Annotated in this window: 17 protein-coding genes, 1 tRNA gene, 2 other RNA genes and 2 pseudogenes; 17 read left to right on the forward strand and 5 right to left on the reverse strand. The window is 41.5% G+C overall.

The genetic code is table 11. The features are described 5' to 3' along the window. The first annotated feature begins 386 nt into the window (after nt 1-386). The 4 genes and pseudogenes from ABFC84_00550 to ABFC84_00565 all read left to right on the forward strand — a co-directional run bounded on the left by ABFC84_00550 (nt 387) and on the right by ABFC84_00565 (nt 4,364). Nucleotides 387-1,664 (forward strand): Y-family DNA polymerase, encoded by a 1,278-nt coding sequence (locus ABFC84_00550; GenBank protein ID MEN6411237.1) that lies wholly within the window; start codon nt 387-389, stop codon nt 1,662-1,664. Between the two features lie 87 nt (nt 1,665-1,751). Beyond that, entirely contained in the window at nt 1,752-1,964 is a 213-nt protein-coding gene (locus ABFC84_00555) for a hypothetical protein (protein MEN6411238.1), read from the forward strand. Between the two features lie 55 nt (nt 1,965-2,019). Then, on the forward strand, nt 2,020-4,155 hold the full coding sequence (locus ABFC84_00560) for a methyl-accepting chemotaxis protein (GenBank protein ID MEN6411239.1): 2,136 nt from the start codon (nt 2,020-2,022) through the stop codon (nt 4,153-4,155). A 96-nt stretch (nt 4,156-4,251) separates the two neighbouring features. Continuing rightward, nucleotides 4,252-4,364, forward strand: a pseudogene (locus ABFC84_00565) (IS200/IS605 family transposase). Nucleotides 4,365-4,512: 148 nt separating this feature from the next. Here the strand turns inward: ABFC84_00565 and ABFC84_00570 are convergent. Beyond that, entirely contained in the window at nt 4,513-4,725 is a 213-nt protein-coding gene (locus ABFC84_00570; GenBank protein MEN6411240.1) for a helix-turn-helix transcriptional regulator, read from the reverse strand. Between the two features lie 51 nt (nt 4,726-4,776). On the opposite strand from ABFC84_00570, the gene ABFC84_00575 reads away from it, so the two are divergent. The 7 genes from ABFC84_00575 to ABFC84_00605 all read left to right on the forward strand — a co-directional run bounded on the left by ABFC84_00575 (nt 4,777) and on the right by ABFC84_00605 (nt 8,301). Next, entirely contained in the window at nt 4,777-4,989 is a 213-nt protein-coding gene (locus ABFC84_00575; protein ID MEN6411241.1) for a hypothetical protein, read from the forward strand. A gap of 414 nt (nt 4,990-5,403) precedes the next feature. Continuing rightward, nucleotides 5,404-6,234 carry a DUF2971 domain-containing protein gene (locus tag ABFC84_00580; protein ID MEN6411242.1) on the forward strand — a complete coding sequence of 277 codons (831 nt, stop codon included), beginning with the start codon at nt 5,404-5,406 and terminating at the stop codon, nt 6,232-6,234. A gap of 42 nt (nt 6,235-6,276) precedes the next feature. Next, the gene (locus tag ABFC84_00585; GenBank protein MEN6411243.1) at nt 6,277-6,615 is read left to right on the forward strand and encodes a YkvA family protein; all 339 of its coding nucleotides are present in this window, start codon (nt 6,277-6,279) and stop codon (nt 6,613-6,615) included. A gap of 393 nt (nt 6,616-7,008) precedes the next feature. Continuing rightward, nucleotides 7,009-7,197 carry a hypothetical protein gene (locus ABFC84_00590; GenBank protein MEN6411244.1) on the forward strand — a complete coding sequence of 63 codons (189 nt, stop codon included), beginning with the start codon at nt 7,009-7,011 and terminating at the stop codon, nt 7,195-7,197. 326 nt (nt 7,198-7,523) lie between these two features. Next, nucleotides 7,524-7,697, forward strand: a non-coding RNA gene (gene ssrS, locus ABFC84_00595) — 6S RNA. 183 nt (nt 7,698-7,880) lie between these two features. Continuing rightward, nucleotides 7,881-8,205, forward strand: an RNA gene (gene rnpB / locus ABFC84_00600) — RNase P RNA component class B. A gap of 20 nt (nt 8,206-8,225) precedes the next feature. Further along, nucleotides 8,226-8,301 (forward strand) — tRNA-Val (locus tag ABFC84_00605). Between the two features lie 90 nt (nt 8,302-8,391). Here the strand turns inward: ABFC84_00605 and ABFC84_00610 are convergent. The 3 genes and pseudogenes from ABFC84_00610 to ABFC84_00620 all read right to left on the reverse strand — a co-directional run bounded on the left by ABFC84_00610 (nt 8,392) and on the right by ABFC84_00620 (nt 10,057). After that, complete coding sequence (locus ABFC84_00610) at nt 8,392-8,580, reverse strand: hypothetical protein (protein ID MEN6411245.1); 189 nt, start codon at nt 8,578-8,580, stop codon at nt 8,392-8,394. A 291-nt stretch (nt 8,581-8,871) separates the two neighbouring features. After that, nucleotides 8,872-9,218, reverse strand: a pseudogene (locus ABFC84_00615) (hypothetical protein). A gap of 23 nt (nt 9,219-9,241) precedes the next feature. Further along, nucleotides 9,242-10,057 carry an alpha/beta hydrolase gene (locus tag ABFC84_00620; protein ID MEN6411246.1) on the reverse strand — a complete coding sequence of 272 codons (816 nt, stop codon included), beginning with the start codon at nt 10,055-10,057 and terminating at the stop codon, nt 9,242-9,244. 313 nt (nt 10,058-10,370) lie between these two features. Between ABFC84_00620 and ABFC84_00625 the strand changes: the two genes are divergently transcribed. Then, complete coding sequence (locus ABFC84_00625; protein ID MEN6411247.1) at nt 10,371-10,940, forward strand: chromate transporter; 570 nt, start codon at nt 10,371-10,373, stop codon at nt 10,938-10,940. Between the two features lie 10 nt (nt 10,941-10,950). After that, the gene (locus ABFC84_00630; protein MEN6411248.1) at nt 10,951-11,463 is read left to right on the forward strand and encodes a chromate transporter; all 513 of its coding nucleotides are present in this window, start codon (nt 10,951-10,953) and stop codon (nt 11,461-11,463) included. Between the two features lie 194 nt (nt 11,464-11,657). Here the strand turns inward: ABFC84_00630 and ABFC84_00635 are convergent, their stop codons facing one another. Beyond that, nucleotides 11,658-12,530, reverse strand: a complete 873-nt coding sequence (locus ABFC84_00635; GenBank protein ID MEN6411249.1) for an AraC family transcriptional regulator — start codon at nt 12,528-12,530, stop codon at nt 11,658-11,660. A 475-nt stretch (nt 12,531-13,005) separates the two neighbouring features. On the opposite strand from ABFC84_00635, the gene ABFC84_00640 reads away from it, so the two are divergent. From ABFC84_00640 to ABFC84_00655, 4 genes are all read left to right on the forward strand, one after another. After that, nucleotides 13,006-14,175 (forward strand): MFS transporter, encoded by a 1,170-nt coding sequence (locus tag ABFC84_00640; protein ID MEN6411250.1) that lies wholly within the window; start codon nt 13,006-13,008, stop codon nt 14,173-14,175. Between the two features lie 36 nt (nt 14,176-14,211). Further along, nucleotides 14,212-14,598: a PadR family transcriptional regulator gene (locus ABFC84_00645; GenBank protein ID MEN6411251.1), complete on the forward strand. Its 387-nt coding sequence runs from the start codon at nt 14,212-14,214 to the stop codon at nt 14,596-14,598. A 123-nt stretch (nt 14,599-14,721) separates the two neighbouring features. Beyond that, nucleotides 14,722-15,090 carry a MerR family transcriptional regulator gene (locus ABFC84_00650; GenBank protein MEN6411252.1) on the forward strand — a complete coding sequence of 123 codons (369 nt, stop codon included), beginning with the start codon at nt 14,722-14,724 and terminating at the stop codon, nt 15,088-15,090. Further along, nucleotides 15,087-15,872 (forward strand): amidohydrolase family protein, encoded by a 786-nt coding sequence (locus ABFC84_00655; GenBank protein ID MEN6411253.1) that lies wholly within the window; start codon nt 15,087-15,089, stop codon nt 15,870-15,872. Before ABFC84_00650 ends, ABFC84_00655 begins: the two co-directional genes overlap by 4 nt. Nucleotides 15,873-16,219 lie beyond the last annotated feature (347 nt).

Here is a 16,219-nt window from a genome sequence, read left to right on the forward strand (position 1 = left end):
TTTGTATTTTGCTTTGTTGGAGAAGGTCGCGGTTTTATGATGGTAGAATAGTGGTTAGTTTGCTGGATGGTACAAATATTGAGTGTGAAGAGGAGTGAATGATAAGCCGGCTAGAGTGGTTTTGACGACCATGGTAGCCGATTTTTTTATTTTTAATCAAATTTCCAAATAATAACATTGCACTCGATATTTACACAGAACATATGTTCTGATATTATATTTATAGAGGTGGATAGTGATGAGCGAACACACTATAGATTTATTGAGTATTCCTATTTACCAGCAGATGGCTCGGGTTGTTTATGTCGACCGGTGTATGGTCAAATGGGCGGGGATGCTTCTATCCGAGCACAACGAGCAGATGAAAGACCAAGAAGGCCATAGCGATGGGACTCGTTGATTTTTCTCGCTTTCCCCGCAGAAGTATATTGTGCATCGACGTAAAATCATTTTTTGCCTCCGTCGAAGCAGTTCGGCGTGGGCTTGACCCACTAGAAGCCTATATTGCTGTCGTATCGGATTTAAGGAGAACCGGAGCGGTCGTATTGGCCAGTAGCCCGAGGGTTAAATTGGAATATAATATCAAGACCGGAAATCGGCTCTTTGAAATTTCCAAGCGTTCGCCGATTATGGTAGTAGAGCCAAATATGGCGCTATATATCAAAATGAACCAGGCGATACAAAATATATTTCGCCGATTCGTAACCGATGAAGATCTACACGTTTATAGCATTGATGAGTCCATATTGGATGTTACCGCATCGCTAAATTTATTTGGACCCGCAGAAACGATTGCGGAGGCCATTTTGAAGACGGTAAAGGATGAGTTAGGTCTTATTGTGACTGCAGGCATTGGAGATAATCCGCTTTTGGCAAAACTGGCGCTGGATAATGAAGCCAAAAAGCGGCCGCCATGGATTGCAAAATGGACGTATGAAATGGTGCCGCAAACGGTATGGAAGATACAGCCGTTAACTGCGTTTTGGGGTATATCCAGAGGATACGATAAGAAACTCAAGCAAATGGGTATTTATACGATTGAGGCGCTGGCTCACACCAATCCTACATGGTTGCAGAAAACGTTAGGCGTAATGGGGCTGCAGCTATATTACCATGCATGGGGTTTGGATGCTAGCATCATTAACCAGAAGGAACGGCCGAAAAGTAAATCCTATAGTAAGAACCAAATATTGATGCGGGATTACGTTGTAAAAGCAGAAATTCTAATGGTCATCAAGGAAATGGTGGGAGATGTATGCGCCAGGCTGCGTAAGCACCAGGAAAAATGCCAAGAGGTATATTTGGGGATAAGGTACTCGGATAGAAATTTACATGTGGGTTTTACTGCACGGATTAAGTTGGTTCGCCCGGAACACTCGACGGATATCATTAATGAAGTGGCACGCCAGGAGTTTATTAAGCGGTGGCAGGGTGAACCGGTGCGATCGGTAAATATTACTGCCGGGAAAATCGTGGCACAAGGATATGAGCAGGTGGAACTATTTTTTGAAGGAGAAGAAAAGAAACATGCCATGGATAGAGTAGTAGATGATCTTCGGGAGCGATTTGGCAAAAAAGCGATCTTTTATGCCGGGTCGATGGCGGGTGGAACCTTCCTTGAACGGGCAGATTATGTCGGCGGGCATAAAGGGAAAAGTGAATGATGTAAAGTTTTCTAGATGGTGCTCTAGACGACTATTTTTTAATAGATCTATGTAAAACTATGGAAGATTATCGCTTAGAAATATATAATGAATATGACAATGCTAACCAAGGAGATGAAAAAAGTGGGCAAGTACTCAGATGATGACATAAGAAACTGCAAGAAAATCACCACCATCGACGAAAGTAGGTTAAACAGTGCTTCCATCGCGATTATTGGGGCGATTCTGATTTATCAAGTATTATTTTCACATGCCCTACACCGTGGAGGAAAATTAAAAAAACAAGGCCAAATGGCTTGATCTATATAAATTTCGGGTTTCCGAGAGCCTACTAATGATATGGGAGGAGTTTAAATTGAATTTTTTTAAGAACAGTAAATTAAGTTTGAAAATAGGTGCTGAGGCGGATACCAGCATGAAAAGGAAGATGAAAAGCTTATGGAGTATACGGAATCGACTGATTGTTACATTTGTGGCAATTAGTTTTATTCCTTTGATAGTAGTGGGCTTTTTTATAGATCGCAACATACGTATTGGTGCTGAAGCAGATTTCAATACAGCGACTACGCGTGAAGTAAATCAAGTTGATAATGCTATTTCTGTTTTCTTTGACGGAATGAAGAAAAACGCTAAAATGGTGGCTGATAGTCCTGGTATTCGGCGGAAAGATGGAAAGATTACCACATATATGGACAAGACCGGCGGAGCAGATAGCATGGTGCCAATGAAGCCTTTAGAAGCAGGTGGGTATGAAGCTGATCTTTATAACGCTTTCGAGCAGGTTGTGAAGTCGCATCCGGAAGTATCAACAATTTCTTTGGGAACTTCGGACGGAGGATATCTTCAATATCCAGCCATACCCCGAAAAGCTGGCTACGATTCTCGAACCAGAGATTGGTATAGGGATACAATCAAGCAACCAGACAAATTATTGTTAACTGATCCTTTTTTAACCTCTAAAGGAGTTCCTACCATCGGGATTTTTACAACTGTTCGCGATCAAGACGATATTATTAAAGGCGTTTTGGGCTTTAATATTGATTTGCCTGTAATTACAGAAATGATAAAAAATATCAAGATAGGGGAAACAGGATATGTAATTCTACTTGATTCCCATGATATAGTAATTGCCGATCCGAAGAACCCAGCTATGAATTTCAAAAATATTAAGGAAATGCAGATTGAGGCTTTTAGTAATATCAATAGCTTTGTTGGCTCATCGGTTGAAGTGACAATGAATGGAGTGAAGTATCTTGGTAATGTAGTGGTATCGCCAACTACGGGGTGGAAATATCTTTGCTTGGTCGAAGAGAATGAGGCGTTTTCAGGGTCGAATAAACTACGACAAGTGATGCTGCTTGCTATGCTCATTACTATCCTCATTGTGTTAGTTATTGCGTTCTTAGAGTCAAATCGAATTGCAAAACCTTTGGTTACAATGGTATCAGTTTGTGAAGAGTTATCCGCTGGGGATTTTCGTGATAAACCTCGCAAGTTGTTTAGAAAAGATGAAATTGGCCAATTAGCCGATGCATTAGCAAACATGCGGGGTAGCCTTCGTACAGTTTTGAAACAGGTTAATGAATCGGCTGAACAGGTAGCAGCTTCTTCGGAAGAATTGACCGCTAGCGCAGAACAGTCAGCGCAGGCTGTAACTCAAGTAGCGGGAGCAATTAATGATGTGGCACAAGGCGCAGAAAAGCAATTGAATGCAGCAGACGAAACATCTACTGTGGTAGAGCAGATGTCAGATGGCATTCAACAAGTGGGCGCTAGTACCAACCAAGTAGCCGATAATTCACTTCAAGCGGCTAGAACAGCAAGAGAAGGCGATGAGTCTGTAGAGAAGGCTGTCAACCAAATGGCTCATATTGAACAGACTGTCAACAATTCCGCACAAGTCGTTGCTAAATTGGGCGAGAGATCTAAAGAAATCGGGCAGATTGTCGATGCTATATCTGGAATTGCTGGCCAGACAAACCTACTAGCACTCAATGCTGCCATTGAGGCCGCAAGAGCAGGCGAACAAGGAAGAGGGTTCGCAGTCGTAGCGGAAGAAGTTCGTAAGCTGGCCGAACAATCACAGGATGCAGCAAAACAAATCGCCACCCTGATTGGTGAGATTCAGGATGACACAGATAAAGCCGTTGTTGCTATGGACGAAGGTACTCGTGAAGTTAAGGTTGGGACAGAGGTTGTTACTACTGCAGGTCGTGCATTTAAGGAAATTGCGACAATGATAACGCAAGTATCTGAACAAGTGAAGGAGATTTCTGCAGCTATTCAGCAAATGTCCAGTGGCAGTCAGCAGATTGTAATGTCGGTTAAGGAAATTGACAGGCACAGTAAGACGGCGGCTGGTCATGCGCAGACTGTTTCAGCAGCTACAGAAGAACAATCGGCATCTATGGAGGAAATCGCATCTTCGAGCCAAATTCTTGCCAAACTGGCCCAGGATCTTCAGACAGCTGTCAGTAAGTTTCAAGTCTAATTCAGAAGGATAGACAGTATATCAAAGTATCATATCCATGTTTTCAGTGCTAAGTTTTTGTACAGCTTCAGCATTTTTCTGCTGAGGGCTATTGATGTGAGTACAGTAGGACTCAATGAATTCAAAAGTATATTCAAGAGCAGGAACAACATGATATAGCACTGGATAAATTGAGTGTCAAGGAGTATGAGGACCCCTTCAAGGGGTAGCAGGTAATACAAATACCTTTTAATGGTGGCAACGAGTCAAAAAATTTAGGGCTTGAACGAAGTGAGAGCCAGCGCCGCCTTTAGACACTGGCCGGTAGCTGCCCCTTATAGGGGTGAGCAAGCCACCCGTTAGACGGGTGGTCTTGACTTACTCGATATTGCTCTGTAATAAGGAGAGCAATTCCTGACGGTTGCGTACCGCTAATTTACCATAAATATTTCTAATATGAGTTTTAACCGTGTTGGTGGAAATGTTCAGCGCTTCGCTGATGTACGGACCGCTGCGGCCCTTGGCAAGCAGTGAGAACATCTCCTGCTTGCGGAAGCTTAGGCCAAAGCTGTGTAGGCCAGATAAGAACAATGAGTTGCGGGAAGTGGTAGTCTGACTGGCGGCATATTATCAACAACGGTAATGGGCGGTGGATCCGCAGGCACTGGAGTGACCGGTGGTTCTCCGGCAACCGGTGGAACGGGAAGTAATGTCGTTCCCGGTGTTACGCTGGCGGGAGAAACAGGATCAGCAACGCCGCAGCAATCGACACAGACCCAGGAAACGCAATCATCAGGACAGACACAGGGACAGGGCGGTGTTTCCGGCAATTCAACCCAGGAACAAAAGAAATAGTCATAAAATGTTCAGAACGTAAAAAATATCTCTATAGAATAGACCGTGGAATCAAATAAGGGGCTGCCTTAAAGACCAAAATTAGAGCAATTGTCATTTAGGTATAACTAATAGCCTCGCATATTTTGGCGGGGCTGCCTTTTTTATATATAAAGGGCTATTTTGGATAAAAATAGATAATCTGGTAAATAATTATTGACTTGTCCAATAAAGGAGCATAAACTAAATACAAATAGAGACAACCTTATTCAACGTAACAATTTTATTGAAACCAAATTAACTCATGGGAGCAATGATTTTTGGAGCGTATTGGGCACTTTGTTTCAAAATGAGCTTGAGTGCAACCGACTGTGAGGCTATGTAGGTAGCTTTGCGGCCTTTTTTTTACAAGAAAGATCCAGAGGTGAAAATAAAATGAAACGGCTATACAGATATAGAAAATTTAATGAATTCACAAAAGATGAGTTGAATAAAAGTTATATCTATTTAAGTTCTCCATTGAGATTAAACGATCCGTTCGACTGTCGTCTGGATGCAGAAGTAGATCTTCCTTTTAATAAAGCAACTGAAGAAATTAGTTCACTATTTGATGAAATGCTTGACGATGAAGATGATTTTATACGCGAATTAGGGGGTAAAATCATTTCGGACATTCAGGGAAGCACAGAGGAAATAATTGCGTTAAAGAAAAATTATTATTTCATTATGACACTCCGTAAGACATTTGATCAAGATGGAATAGTATGCTTTACAGACAGTGCGGATAATAGTTTAATGTGGTTTCATTATGCAGATGGAGGAAAGGGAATCTGTATAGAATATGCATTTCCAGAAGATAGTGGCATTTTGAATTCCTTAGCAGCTGTAGTATATACAGATATATATCCGAATTTGAGGATGCCCTGTTTTTCAGATAATTTAGATAAAGCATTGAATTTTGATAAGGGTGAAAGTATCATTTCAAAAGAATGGAGCGATTTTGTTAATCAAATGGTGCTAACAAAGTCTAAAGAATGGGCATACGAAAACGAGTGGAGACTTATATTGCCGGGTTATGCCAACAAGAAATTGTTTCTTGAAGAAAATTATCAGGCTTCAATTTATGTAGGAAGTGAAATGAATTATAAAAATATGTCGTCTCTTTTAAATATTCTCAGGAAGAAAAAAATACCACCCAAAGTTTTTCGTGTTGATCGAAAAGAAAAAGAATTTGGATTCTATTTTTCTAAAATAGAGTATTTATGAGGTATAGTAGAAAATAAATTTTATGGTAATTTGGGAGGGGTAATGAGTAAAGATTATTCAGATAAATTTTCTGAAAATGGATTTTGGGATTTAGCTAGAAAGCAAAAGGATAAAATTCCATTTATAAGAGATGCCATTGCAATGTATTTTTGTTGGGCTGATGAAGAAACACCTATATGGGTTAAATCGGCTATAATTGCGGCCTTAGGTTATTTCGTTTTTCCTTTTGATGCAGTTACAGATTTTATTCCAATACTTGGGTGGCTTGATGATGCAGGTGTAATAACTACGGCGTTAAGTGTAGTCCGACTACATGTTAAAAAGTGCCATTGGGAAGAAGCAGATAAATTTTTAGGAGTCAAAGATGATGATTTTAGCTAAGCGTGAGAGAAAATAGTAATTAATCTTCAAATGGAGATATTTTATCTATTTATTCTTCCTTTTTAAAGTTTAATGATTGGTATAAACGAATCTCGCCTGGTAGCATAATGCTGCTAGGCGAGATTTTATTTGGATGATTTTTTCATATTATTGTCATATTTTGTATTATTGTAACTACTGGAGTATTCTATTTCTTATATCAGATTTCAAATTCACTAAAGGTATTGCCGATCACTTAGACAGCAAATGAGAGTAGCCGCTTGGTCCTTCGGGATGGGAGGCTATTTGTTTTGTGTAGAAAAATGCCACGCTTGGGGCTGGGCAACACTAAGCTTGCCGGATATGCGGGAATGTTGAAGGAAAGGTTCGCAGAATAAAGAATAATTAATAATTATGATCAAAAATAACGAAAAAGTAAAATGTATTAAATGCCAATACCATTACATTACCTGGGACAGAGATTTTCCCCACGGATGTAAGGTACTGGGATTTAAAAGCCGCAAAATTCCTTCCCTTGTTGTCAGAGAGTCGTCCGGTCAGGAGTGCTTGGCATTTACGAATAAACAAAAAGATGGGCATTAAGTGCAATATTAATTAGCTAATAAAAAAAGGATTATTAAGTTAATATAGGGGTAAGAAAATATTTTCTGATAAACATTTCACATTGAGACAGTCACACTCCTGCAGAAGGGGAAAAGCCACAATATAGAGCATGAAACTAGTAGTTGCGCCACTGTATATTGTTATGTGCATAAAAATATAATATGTTTGCGTATACTTCAATAGTAGAGTATAGAGTTATTCTGCTGGCATCAATTACCAATTGATATTCAGTTGACATAATTATGATAATCTGATAGAGTAATTCTTCGAACGACATTGGTGTTGACCATGTTGTAAGGCTAAAGCGTTACCTGAGATGTATGTTATCTTAGATATGTCCAACCTACTTTATTATATAGGGAATCCAATGGTATGTAGCTGTCAAGTCATCTTTGAATGGAGGGCAAAAGCATATCTCAGGATGCCCACCTGCTGGGCGCAGGTTTGGACATATAAAGAAACGGCATTTTGGGTATAATACTACTCAGCTCAGTTGCTAGAGCGGCTGTTAACCGATCGTTCGTAGGATCGAGTCTGTTGGTAGCTCGACGGGCTCATAACCTGAAGGTCGTAAGTTCAAGTCCTGCTCCTGCAACCAAAATAGCAAAATGCCGACGAGGCAACTCGCTGGCATTTATAGTCTAAAATATCAAGCTATCTTTAGAAACGGGAAATTGCGGTACTGCTTAAGCAGTATTGAGGAAAGTCCAGACTGCCACGACCTGAGATGGTCGTAATGGTCGTGCCCATCGCAAGATGGGGCAGAGCTATGCTCTGACGACGATGAAATCGACTCTTGCAGTCGAGAGTAGTTATAAAGTGCACAGAGAGTGAGTAGGTTGGCGACGACCTAGTGAAAAGTAGTAAACTCCACGAGGCAGAAACCCAAATATCGGTAGGGGAACTTCCTGAAGGGAAAGTGAACTAACAGGAAGAACGCTAAGCGTTAGATAGATAATTTCCTAAAACAAAAACTGGCTTACGGTTTAAAAGAAAGCTGTTTTTTAGGGCGATTAGCTCAGATGGGAGAGCGCCTGCCTTACAAGCAGGATGTCGGCAGTTCAATCCTGTCATCGCCCACCAAAAAATGGCCCGGTAGCTTAGTTGGTTAGAATGCCGCCCTGTCACGGCGGAGGTCACCGGAGTCCAGTACAGGTCGCCAAGAGTGCAGTGCTATATTTGATCATAATTAAAATCTTTTTGTAAATCATCAGCGGAGACAGTATCGCTTCCAACTTCATATTCAATTAAATTATTGTCAGTTTTGTCGGTTTCCTTAATCAAAATTGGATCGCCAATATAAGATTTACCATCAACGTTTTTCCCGCTCCAAAAACTATATACCTTTGTATTTTTTTTCATAATAACCGTACCTCCCTTTTAGCTGAAAATTTTAAAGTAGTTCTTATTTTATTATGGTCAACGAAGTTTTTTATTATTATGGCAAATAAAGGCGTAAATGAATGGCTATTGAAAGGCATGATACGGCAGCTTGGCGCGGCCATATAGAAAAATTGCAGCCTGCGTCAAAAGTCCCTATTCCCAGCAAAGCGTAATGGAAGCAGCAAGGGCATCTCAGAACAATCTGAGATGCCCTTTATCGCGTTGGACATATAATGGAGCACATACAAACCAGCTAAGGGGTAGAGAACGGAGCTCTGTGTCCATAATGAAGATGTTCACATCGGCCCCACTGGCAATGACATGGTCCAACCCATTATAACCGATATCATAAGCAAAGCCGTCTCCGCCGTGAATCCAAACTGAGGGCTTAATTAAGTAATCTTTCAATTATCCTCGAAGAGAGGATTCATCCAGCCAGGAATTTTTCCAGCGGCATTCGTGGTATAAGGGATCAAAGGGGAACTACCACCTCAGATGGAAGAACAACCTGTAGCGTTGGCGATCAACATACGGTCACCCAATAATTGTGTAAGCAGTTTAGCATAGGGAGTTTCACCACAGCCAGGGCAAGCTCCGTTAAATTCGAGAAGCGGTTGGCAAGGTACCATTGTTTTAGACCTTATTCCTCGATAAATTCGGTTAATTCCTTGTTGAATTGCTCGCGTTCGTCATAGAATAATCCATGACCGCTGTATTTGAATGGCACAAGCTTGGAGTTTTTAATTCCTTCATTTTGAGCAATAGCTAACGGAAATAAGCAGATTTTGTCGTGAATACCATGGAGAATTAAAGTAGGCACGTGGATTTGTCCAAGATTCTCAAATAATTTTTCTTCGTCTAACCAAGATTTTGCAACTGCCGCGGTGGACCAACCGGCTGCTTGCAGTCCCATTTGGAAAAACCAATCAGAAAAAGCCTGGGTTACATGCTGGAAGAAGAACATATCTCCAAATCCCCGTAGCATTTCTGGACGGTTACTATACGTGTCTTGAATGAATTTGATTACAGATTCTCTTGTCTGGCCATAGGGGAAATATGGACGTTGAATGAGACTAGGAGCTGCAGCGGCAAAAAGGGCAAGTTTGGATACCCCATATCCATTGTGGCGTGCCATGTAGCGAACGGCAATTGCGCCTCCCGTTGAGTGTCCCCCGAGGGTAATATTCTGTAAATTAAGGGCTTCAATTACACAGCGAATATCATCCGCTATGGTATCGTAATCGTATCCTGTCCATGGCCTATCGGAATTTCCGAATCCTCTCTGGTCAATTCCTATACAGCGATATCCTAGCTTAGGCAGTTGATCAAACTGATATTCAAACATATCATGGCTTGCGGGCCAACCGTGGAGAAATAAAATTGTTTTACGGCCATCTGGGTTAAGGTCTTCTACATAAATTTTTACATTTGGTTCTACTTTAATATAGATTCCCACATAAAGCCCTCCCCTAAATCTAAAACTCTACATAATATGTTATGCGTTTGGTATTAATAGTGATACATTCGGTTCAGGGGCAGTGTAATATGTTCTCATAGACATCCAAAATAAGGTAAGCTACAATATTATTATCAGGTTCCTTCTTTATAAGAGCATATTCGTTCTTGACGTGTATTTGCTTTTGGAGGAGAATAGACAAAGATAATATTTTATATGGAATTTTGTAGGTGCAAGTGTAGAGAGTGGCAGTGTAACTTGGGAGGAGAAAAATATTCATAATTATGGAGATTGCAAAAAAATAGATAAAAAAATATCATTTTTTCAATTATTTAGCCACTGGTTTTACATCGGGGCAATATCTTTTGGAGGTGGTGCAGTCGTTCAATTTATGATTCAGGAGCGATTTATATATAGGCTGCGTTTATTAACAGAAGATGAATATACTGAAATTGTTGGAGTTGGGCAAATTACGCCTGGAATTAATATTTTGGCGTATACAATTCTCATTGGGCAGCGTTTAGCAGGATGGCGTGGTAGTCTCATTTCGGTTTTAGGTCTTGTATTACCGAGTGCGGCAATTACAATAGCACTATCGTCAATTTATCTTTTATTTAGCGATGTTCCAGCTGTTCAACATGCCTTACGTACCGCTTTTGCGGCTATTTTTGGCATATCGCTTATTACAAATTGGCGGAATATGAAGCCCATATTAAAAAAAGGGAAGCAAGTAGGTGGAATGTCTTTTATACTTTTATTGCTGGTTATTATTGTTACGGCATTTTTGTACCGTTTTGCAGGCGTTAGTGTAGTGTATCTATATGGAATAGGTGCGGCCATTGGTGCGATTGCTTATATACGCATGGGAAAGAGAAAGGCGTGATACCCATATTATGAAACGGTTATTATTCTTCATTATCATATTCAAGGCGGTTGTTTTGTCAACCGGTGGTTTTGGACCGCTGCCTATGTTACATGAGGACTTTATTGGACAGGGATGGGCTACGGAAAAAAATTTTACAGAGGCTCTAGCCATTGGTCAGATTGCGCCCGGACCGAATGGCCTTTGGGTTGTAAGCCTTGGGAAGTTTACCGGTGGGTCTTGTGGAGCTATATTGGCGGCTTTGGCACTTATAATACCACCTTTTTTGGTGCTTATAACGCGGCACTTTTATCAAAAATGGCGGCGGTATCCGGCAACAAATGGAATACTAGCAGGTATAGTTCTAGTTGTATCAAGTTTTAGTATAATTGTATTGGGAGATATTTTTTTTAAGAGTTCTCCCGATATATTCTTACTACTCGTTTGTCTACTGAGTGCTATTTTAGCAGCTTCACGCAAATTGTCGGCTAATGTCATACTTGTAGCTTCAAGTTTTGCCGGTATACTATTTTATGGTTTCTGAGTTTTTAGGACTCGTGGGGACGGTTCCAACGAGTCACAGTTTCGTAATAGAGATTAATGAGAGATTAAAAATGAAGACATAGAGGCAAGGCGGTGTCTATAACATAATAAATCAAGAGTCAAAGGCTTCGGACGGCGGTGTCAATAGATGGAACGCGGTCCAGATAGTACCGGAATATGCAGTGAAACTGTTGTCTACTTCTCCATATTGCTTGCTCGGAACTTCGTCGGTGAAATATGATAATACTTTCGAAATAGGCGACTGTAATAATTTACGCCTTCAAATCCGCACTGTAATGCTACTTCGGTAATATTAAGCTCATCTTTTTGCAAATATGCCAGCGATTTTTCGAGGCGCAGTTCATTAACATAATCCGTCAGTGTTTTCCCAGTAAGCTGTTTAAAAATCCGGCAGAAATAGAACACGGTAATGTTGGCTTTCGCGGCGAGATCTTTTGCGGTTATTTTTTCTGTGTAATGCGCGGCAATAAAATTAAGTGTTGCGTCAAACCGCTTAAGGCTGTTTACTTTAGAAGAAACTTCCTCACTCGACATAATCTTATGAATATGTCCTCTAAGCAGTAGGACAATTAATTGGTAAATGGAGGATTTTACTGCCAGTTCAAAACCTATTTTTTTGGTAAAATACTCGTCGATGGTTTTTTCTACGCATTTTAATACGTCCGTGTCATTTCGAATCAAATTAAGCAGTGTTATCCGATTTTGTGATAAGGGTGCGACATATTTCGTTTGGCATAAGTCTACTTGGTTACTAAATAGAAAAGGGAGATCAACGCGGATGACATAAACCTCTAAGTCGTCGGTGAGACTTTCCATATAATGCAGTTCATTGCTGTTGATTACAACAACATCCTTAGCGTATACGATAAAACGTTTCATGTTGCATTCCAGCATGGCGCTGCCGCAAATAAAGTAATACAGCTGCATATGCTCGTGCCAATGCGTTTTTATCTTGTGCCCGCGAGTTAAATCAGTTTTTAGAAAAATATCTACACCAAAATGAATATCCGGCATTTCTTTATAAAAGTAATCTTTATAATTTTTCATTCGCCAACTCCATGTCAATATTATGCTAAATATCAGCAACACAATTATAGCAACTAAGTAATTTTAAGACTATTATAGAACAAGAAACAGATCGTGTAAATTGCAAGACCGGGCTATCCTGAGATAGTTGCTTTTGCTGAATTTCTCTATGCCGGTTGTTACAATGATTTAATACAATGCCGCAGAAAAACAGAATAATCGGGAATTAGGCCCATTAATGTATAACGAGTGGGGCTAATTGACGTGGACATACCAAATGCGGTTGGAGTAATGGCAAGGCTGTAGAAATGATAAGTCTTGCCGCTTTTTTTATATTGACGAAATCAATAATTCATGCTAGCATACAGTCATAAGCATATACATGTTAATAACATATATATGCTTATGACTGTATGCTAGCCGTACAATGAATCCAGCTTATTGTATACAAAGCGGAGTTTAAGCAAATTGTTATTTTAAAAGGAGCGATTTTTTTATGAATGATGCATTGCCCGATAAGAGAAAGATCTTTACGCTATCTATTGCCCATTTACTCAATGACTGGTATATGAACTATATTCAGACTTTGCTGCCGTTTTTGGTAATGGCGGGGCTCAGTGTCAGCAAAGGCGCTTTTTTGGTATCGGCATTTACGATTACATCCTCTATCTTACAACCGATTTTCGGTTATCTGGTAGATCGGAGAAATCAGCGCTGGATGGTCTATGTGGGCACAATCTGGATGGCAGGGCTAGTTAGTCTTATTGGCCTGCTCAACAGCTATACGCTGCTGATTTTGGCTGCTGCGCTGTCCGGCCTGGGAACAGCCGGATTTCACCCGCAGGCATCAGCAATGGTTTCGGCAGTTAGCGGCAGCAAGAGAGGTTTCTTTCAGGCTTTTTTTACGGCAGCCGGAAATATTGGCTGGGCGCTGACGCCGGTCATGGTTGTGCCGTTTGTGGAGGCTTATGGGCTAAAATTTACGCCCCTGTTCATTATACCGGGAGTTGTCGTGGCCATATTGCTGTGGCATGCAGCGCCCAAGGCTTCAGCCAAGCCTAAAAGCGTACCTATGCCGCTCATGTCTGTTCTTCATGATTCTTGGACTGAACTTATAAAAGTTATAATCGTAGTAGCACTTCGTTCTTTAGCCTACTTCGGGTTAATTGCCTTTTTGCCGCTATATTTACAAACAACCAATGTTTCACTGAAAGTTGGCAGCTGGTTATTATTTATCATGTTGTTTTCCGGAGCTATGGGCGGCCTTGCCGGCGGATATCTGTCTGATTTATTTGGCAGAAAGCAGGTAATTGTAGGTTCACTGGTGTTGGCAAGTCCGCTGCTTTATTTATTTCTCAATACAGGCGGTTTTTTAAGCTATGTGTTCTTAGCCTTGGCTGGTGCGGCACTGCTGGCGTCATTTTCCGTGACGGTAGTGGCGGCGCAGGAGATTCTTAGTAAAAGTGCGGCTATGGCGTCAGGGCTAATGTTAGGTTTTGGAGTTGGCATTGGCGGCCTTGGCGTAGGAATTGTCGGTGTACTTGCGGAATATACAGGCCTTGCTTATGCTATTAACGTACTAATTTGGCTGCCAATCGCCGCAGGTGTGTTCGGGTTAACTATGAAGGGCAATATAAAACATTTGACGAATGCTGTTAATAGTTAGATTTAGAGAAATGTGAATTTAGGGAGAGTGTGTTACATGGCGGGAAAATCAAGAAGCGGGCAGGCTTATCGTCATACGCCCGCCTTCATTTTACTTTTTTTGGCACGTGAAGATCTGTATGGATCTGCGCTGTTAAAGGGTATGGAAAAAGAAATGCCCTGCTATCATACTGATAGTGCAATAATCTATCGTTCCTTGCGGGAACTGGAAAAAGAGGGAGCGGTGGAGTCGTATTGGGAAACAGATACTCAGGGACCGGCGCGGAAATGGTACAAAATAACGGCGAAGGGTTTGGAAAAACTCGCTGAGTTTAAAAATGACATTGAAATGCGTAAGGCAAATTTTGACTATTTTTTAGCTTCCTATAAAATTATAAAGGAAAAAAGCCAAAATAGCGAAGCTGCGGAGAAGATTAAAATATAATTTGCTGCTAATCTTAATTTGGATTCAATGAATTCTTCTATACACCCGTCCCCCTTTGCTCAGAAAATTCTTGACCTTAACATGGATGTCATACCTTACAATAAGCGAGAGGAGGGAAGAAGGATGAAGATAAAGGAACTGTCTATGCGGACAGGCGTCAGCCTGCGCTCGCTCAGGTATTATGAAAGCAAAAATTTGCTTGTGGTCAGGCGGCTCGAGAATAGCTACCGGGAATATGATGACAGCGCCGTCGAACGGGTCAAAAACATCCAGTTGTATTTAAGCCTAGGCCTGACCACGGATGAGATTGCCGAAATTATTGAATGCCCAGTGGGAATAGGCAGGGGGCGTCCGCTATGCCGTGCTGCTTATGCGCTTTATCAGGCTAAGCTGGCGGCAATAACCAGGCAAATTACTCTCCTCCAACAAGTACAGCAGGAATTGCGCACTCGTATTCAGGATTTTGTCGAAGCTGAGGGGGAGATAAGATGATTATCGACAGCCATGCACATGTTATGCAACCGCTGGCAAAGGAATTAGCATGGATGGACGAGGCTGGGATGGATAAAACCGTACTGTTTACTACCACGATCCACCCTGAGACAGCGACTAATCTGGACGAATTGTCAGGCGAGATTGAAAAGTTGTATGCTATGCTTGACGGTACACGTAATCCGGTGGAGGAAAGGATAAAATCCATTGAGAAGCTTACCAAAATAGTAAAGGACCATCCTGATAGATTTGTCGGCTTTGGTTCTATTCCTCAAGGATTATCCTATGAGGAAAATGGCAAGTGGCTTGATAACTATATCATAAAAAATGGTTTGCGTGGTGTGGGCGAACTTACGCCAGGCTCGGGTGAGGTCGGGAAACTGGAGTCGCTGTTTCAGGCGGCTGAGGACGCAGGGAGACTTCCGCTGTGGGTGCATGCTTTTTTACCCCTTACCTGGCGGGATATCAAGGAACTGTTAGAGCTTGCGCGGCACTATGCCTCCGTGCCGCTGATTCTGGGACATCTGGGCGGTCTGCACTGGCTTGAGACGCTAAAAGCAGTGCGGGATTTGCCAAGTGTATATTTGGATTTGTCGGCCGTCTACACGACTATGGCTCCGTCCTTTGCGGTTAAAGAATATCCCGAGCGCACGCTGTTTGCGTCAGACGCGCCTTTTACCTCGCCGCTGGCGGCGCGAAATCTACTTGAATCGTGCATCGAAGATGCCTATATGCGGGAGGGTGTGCTGGGCGGCAACATCGCCAAGCTGTTAAATCTATAGTAAAAAAGCTGGTATCTGAACTGAGCCAGGAAAAACAGACATTGCAAGAAAAGCCTCCAGTCGTAGGATGAAACTACGACTGGGGGCTTTTCTTTTCAGGAAAAAAGGGGGGGATGTTAAGCAATGTCATTAAGTTAAAGCATATAGGATAAATTTCCAAAAGAACCGAGTACGAAAAAAGCGTACCCGGTTCTTTTTTTTGTACAAAAAAGTTGACAACCAGACGAAAATATGCGGCGAAGCCCCTTGAATGAATACATTTTGGGAGGTTTCGCTCATGAATTTCTCTGAAAGCGTGAAACAGGTATTGTTGGGGAAAATACAGGAGATGGCAGCCTGTCCCGGAC

This window comes from Veillonellales bacterium (assembly GCA_039680175.1).
Taxonomy (GTDB): domain Bacteria; phylum Bacillota; class Negativicutes; order JAAYSF01; family JAAYSF01; genus JBDKTO01.

What these genes read in the sequence shown, in the direction of transcription:
- ABFC84_00650 (MEN6411252.1), top strand. Translation starts at nt 14,722, where the DNA reads ATGAAGATAAAGGAACTGTCTATGCGGACAGGCGTCAGCCTGCGCTCG.
- ABFC84_00590 (MEN6411244.1), top strand. Translation starts at nt 7,009, where the DNA reads ATGATCAAAAATAACGAAAAAGTAAAATGTATTAAATGCCAATACCAT.
- ABFC84_00630 (MEN6411248.1), top strand. Translation starts at nt 10,951, where the DNA reads ATGAAACGGTTATTATTCTTCATTATCATATTCAAGGCGGTTGTTTTG.
- ABFC84_00575 (MEN6411241.1), top strand. Translation starts at nt 4,777, where the DNA reads ATGGGCGGTGGATCCGCAGGCACTGGAGTGACCGGTGGTTCTCCGGCA.
- ABFC84_00640 (MEN6411250.1), top strand. Translation starts at nt 13,006, where the DNA reads ATGAATGATGCATTGCCCGATAAGAGAAAGATCTTTACGCTATCTATT.
- ABFC84_00555 (MEN6411238.1), top strand. Translation starts at nt 1,752, where the DNA reads ATGAATATGACAATGCTAACCAAGGAGATGAAAAAAGTGGGCAAGTAC.
- ABFC84_00635 (MEN6411249.1), bottom strand. Translation starts at nt 12,530, where the DNA reads ATGAAAAATTATAAAGATTACTTTTATAAAGAAATGCCGGATATTCAT.
- ABFC84_00610 (MEN6411245.1), bottom strand. Translation starts at nt 8,580, where the DNA reads ATGAAAAAAAATACAAAGGTATATAGTTTTTGGAGCGGGAAAAACGTT.
- ABFC84_00655 (MEN6411253.1), top strand. Translation starts at nt 15,087, where the DNA reads ATGATTATCGACAGCCATGCACATGTTATGCAACCGCTGGCAAAGGAA.
- ABFC84_00580 (MEN6411242.1), top strand. Translation starts at nt 5,404, where the DNA reads ATGAAACGGCTATACAGATATAGAAAATTTAATGAATTCACAAAAGAT.
- ABFC84_00645 (MEN6411251.1), top strand. Translation starts at nt 14,212, where the DNA reads ATGGCGGGAAAATCAAGAAGCGGGCAGGCTTATCGTCATACGCCCGCC.
- ABFC84_00585 (MEN6411243.1), top strand. Translation starts at nt 6,277, where the DNA reads ATGAGTAAAGATTATTCAGATAAATTTTCTGAAAATGGATTTTGGGAT.
- ABFC84_00550 (MEN6411237.1), top strand. Translation starts at nt 387, where the DNA reads ATGGGACTCGTTGATTTTTCTCGCTTTCCCCGCAGAAGTATATTGTGC.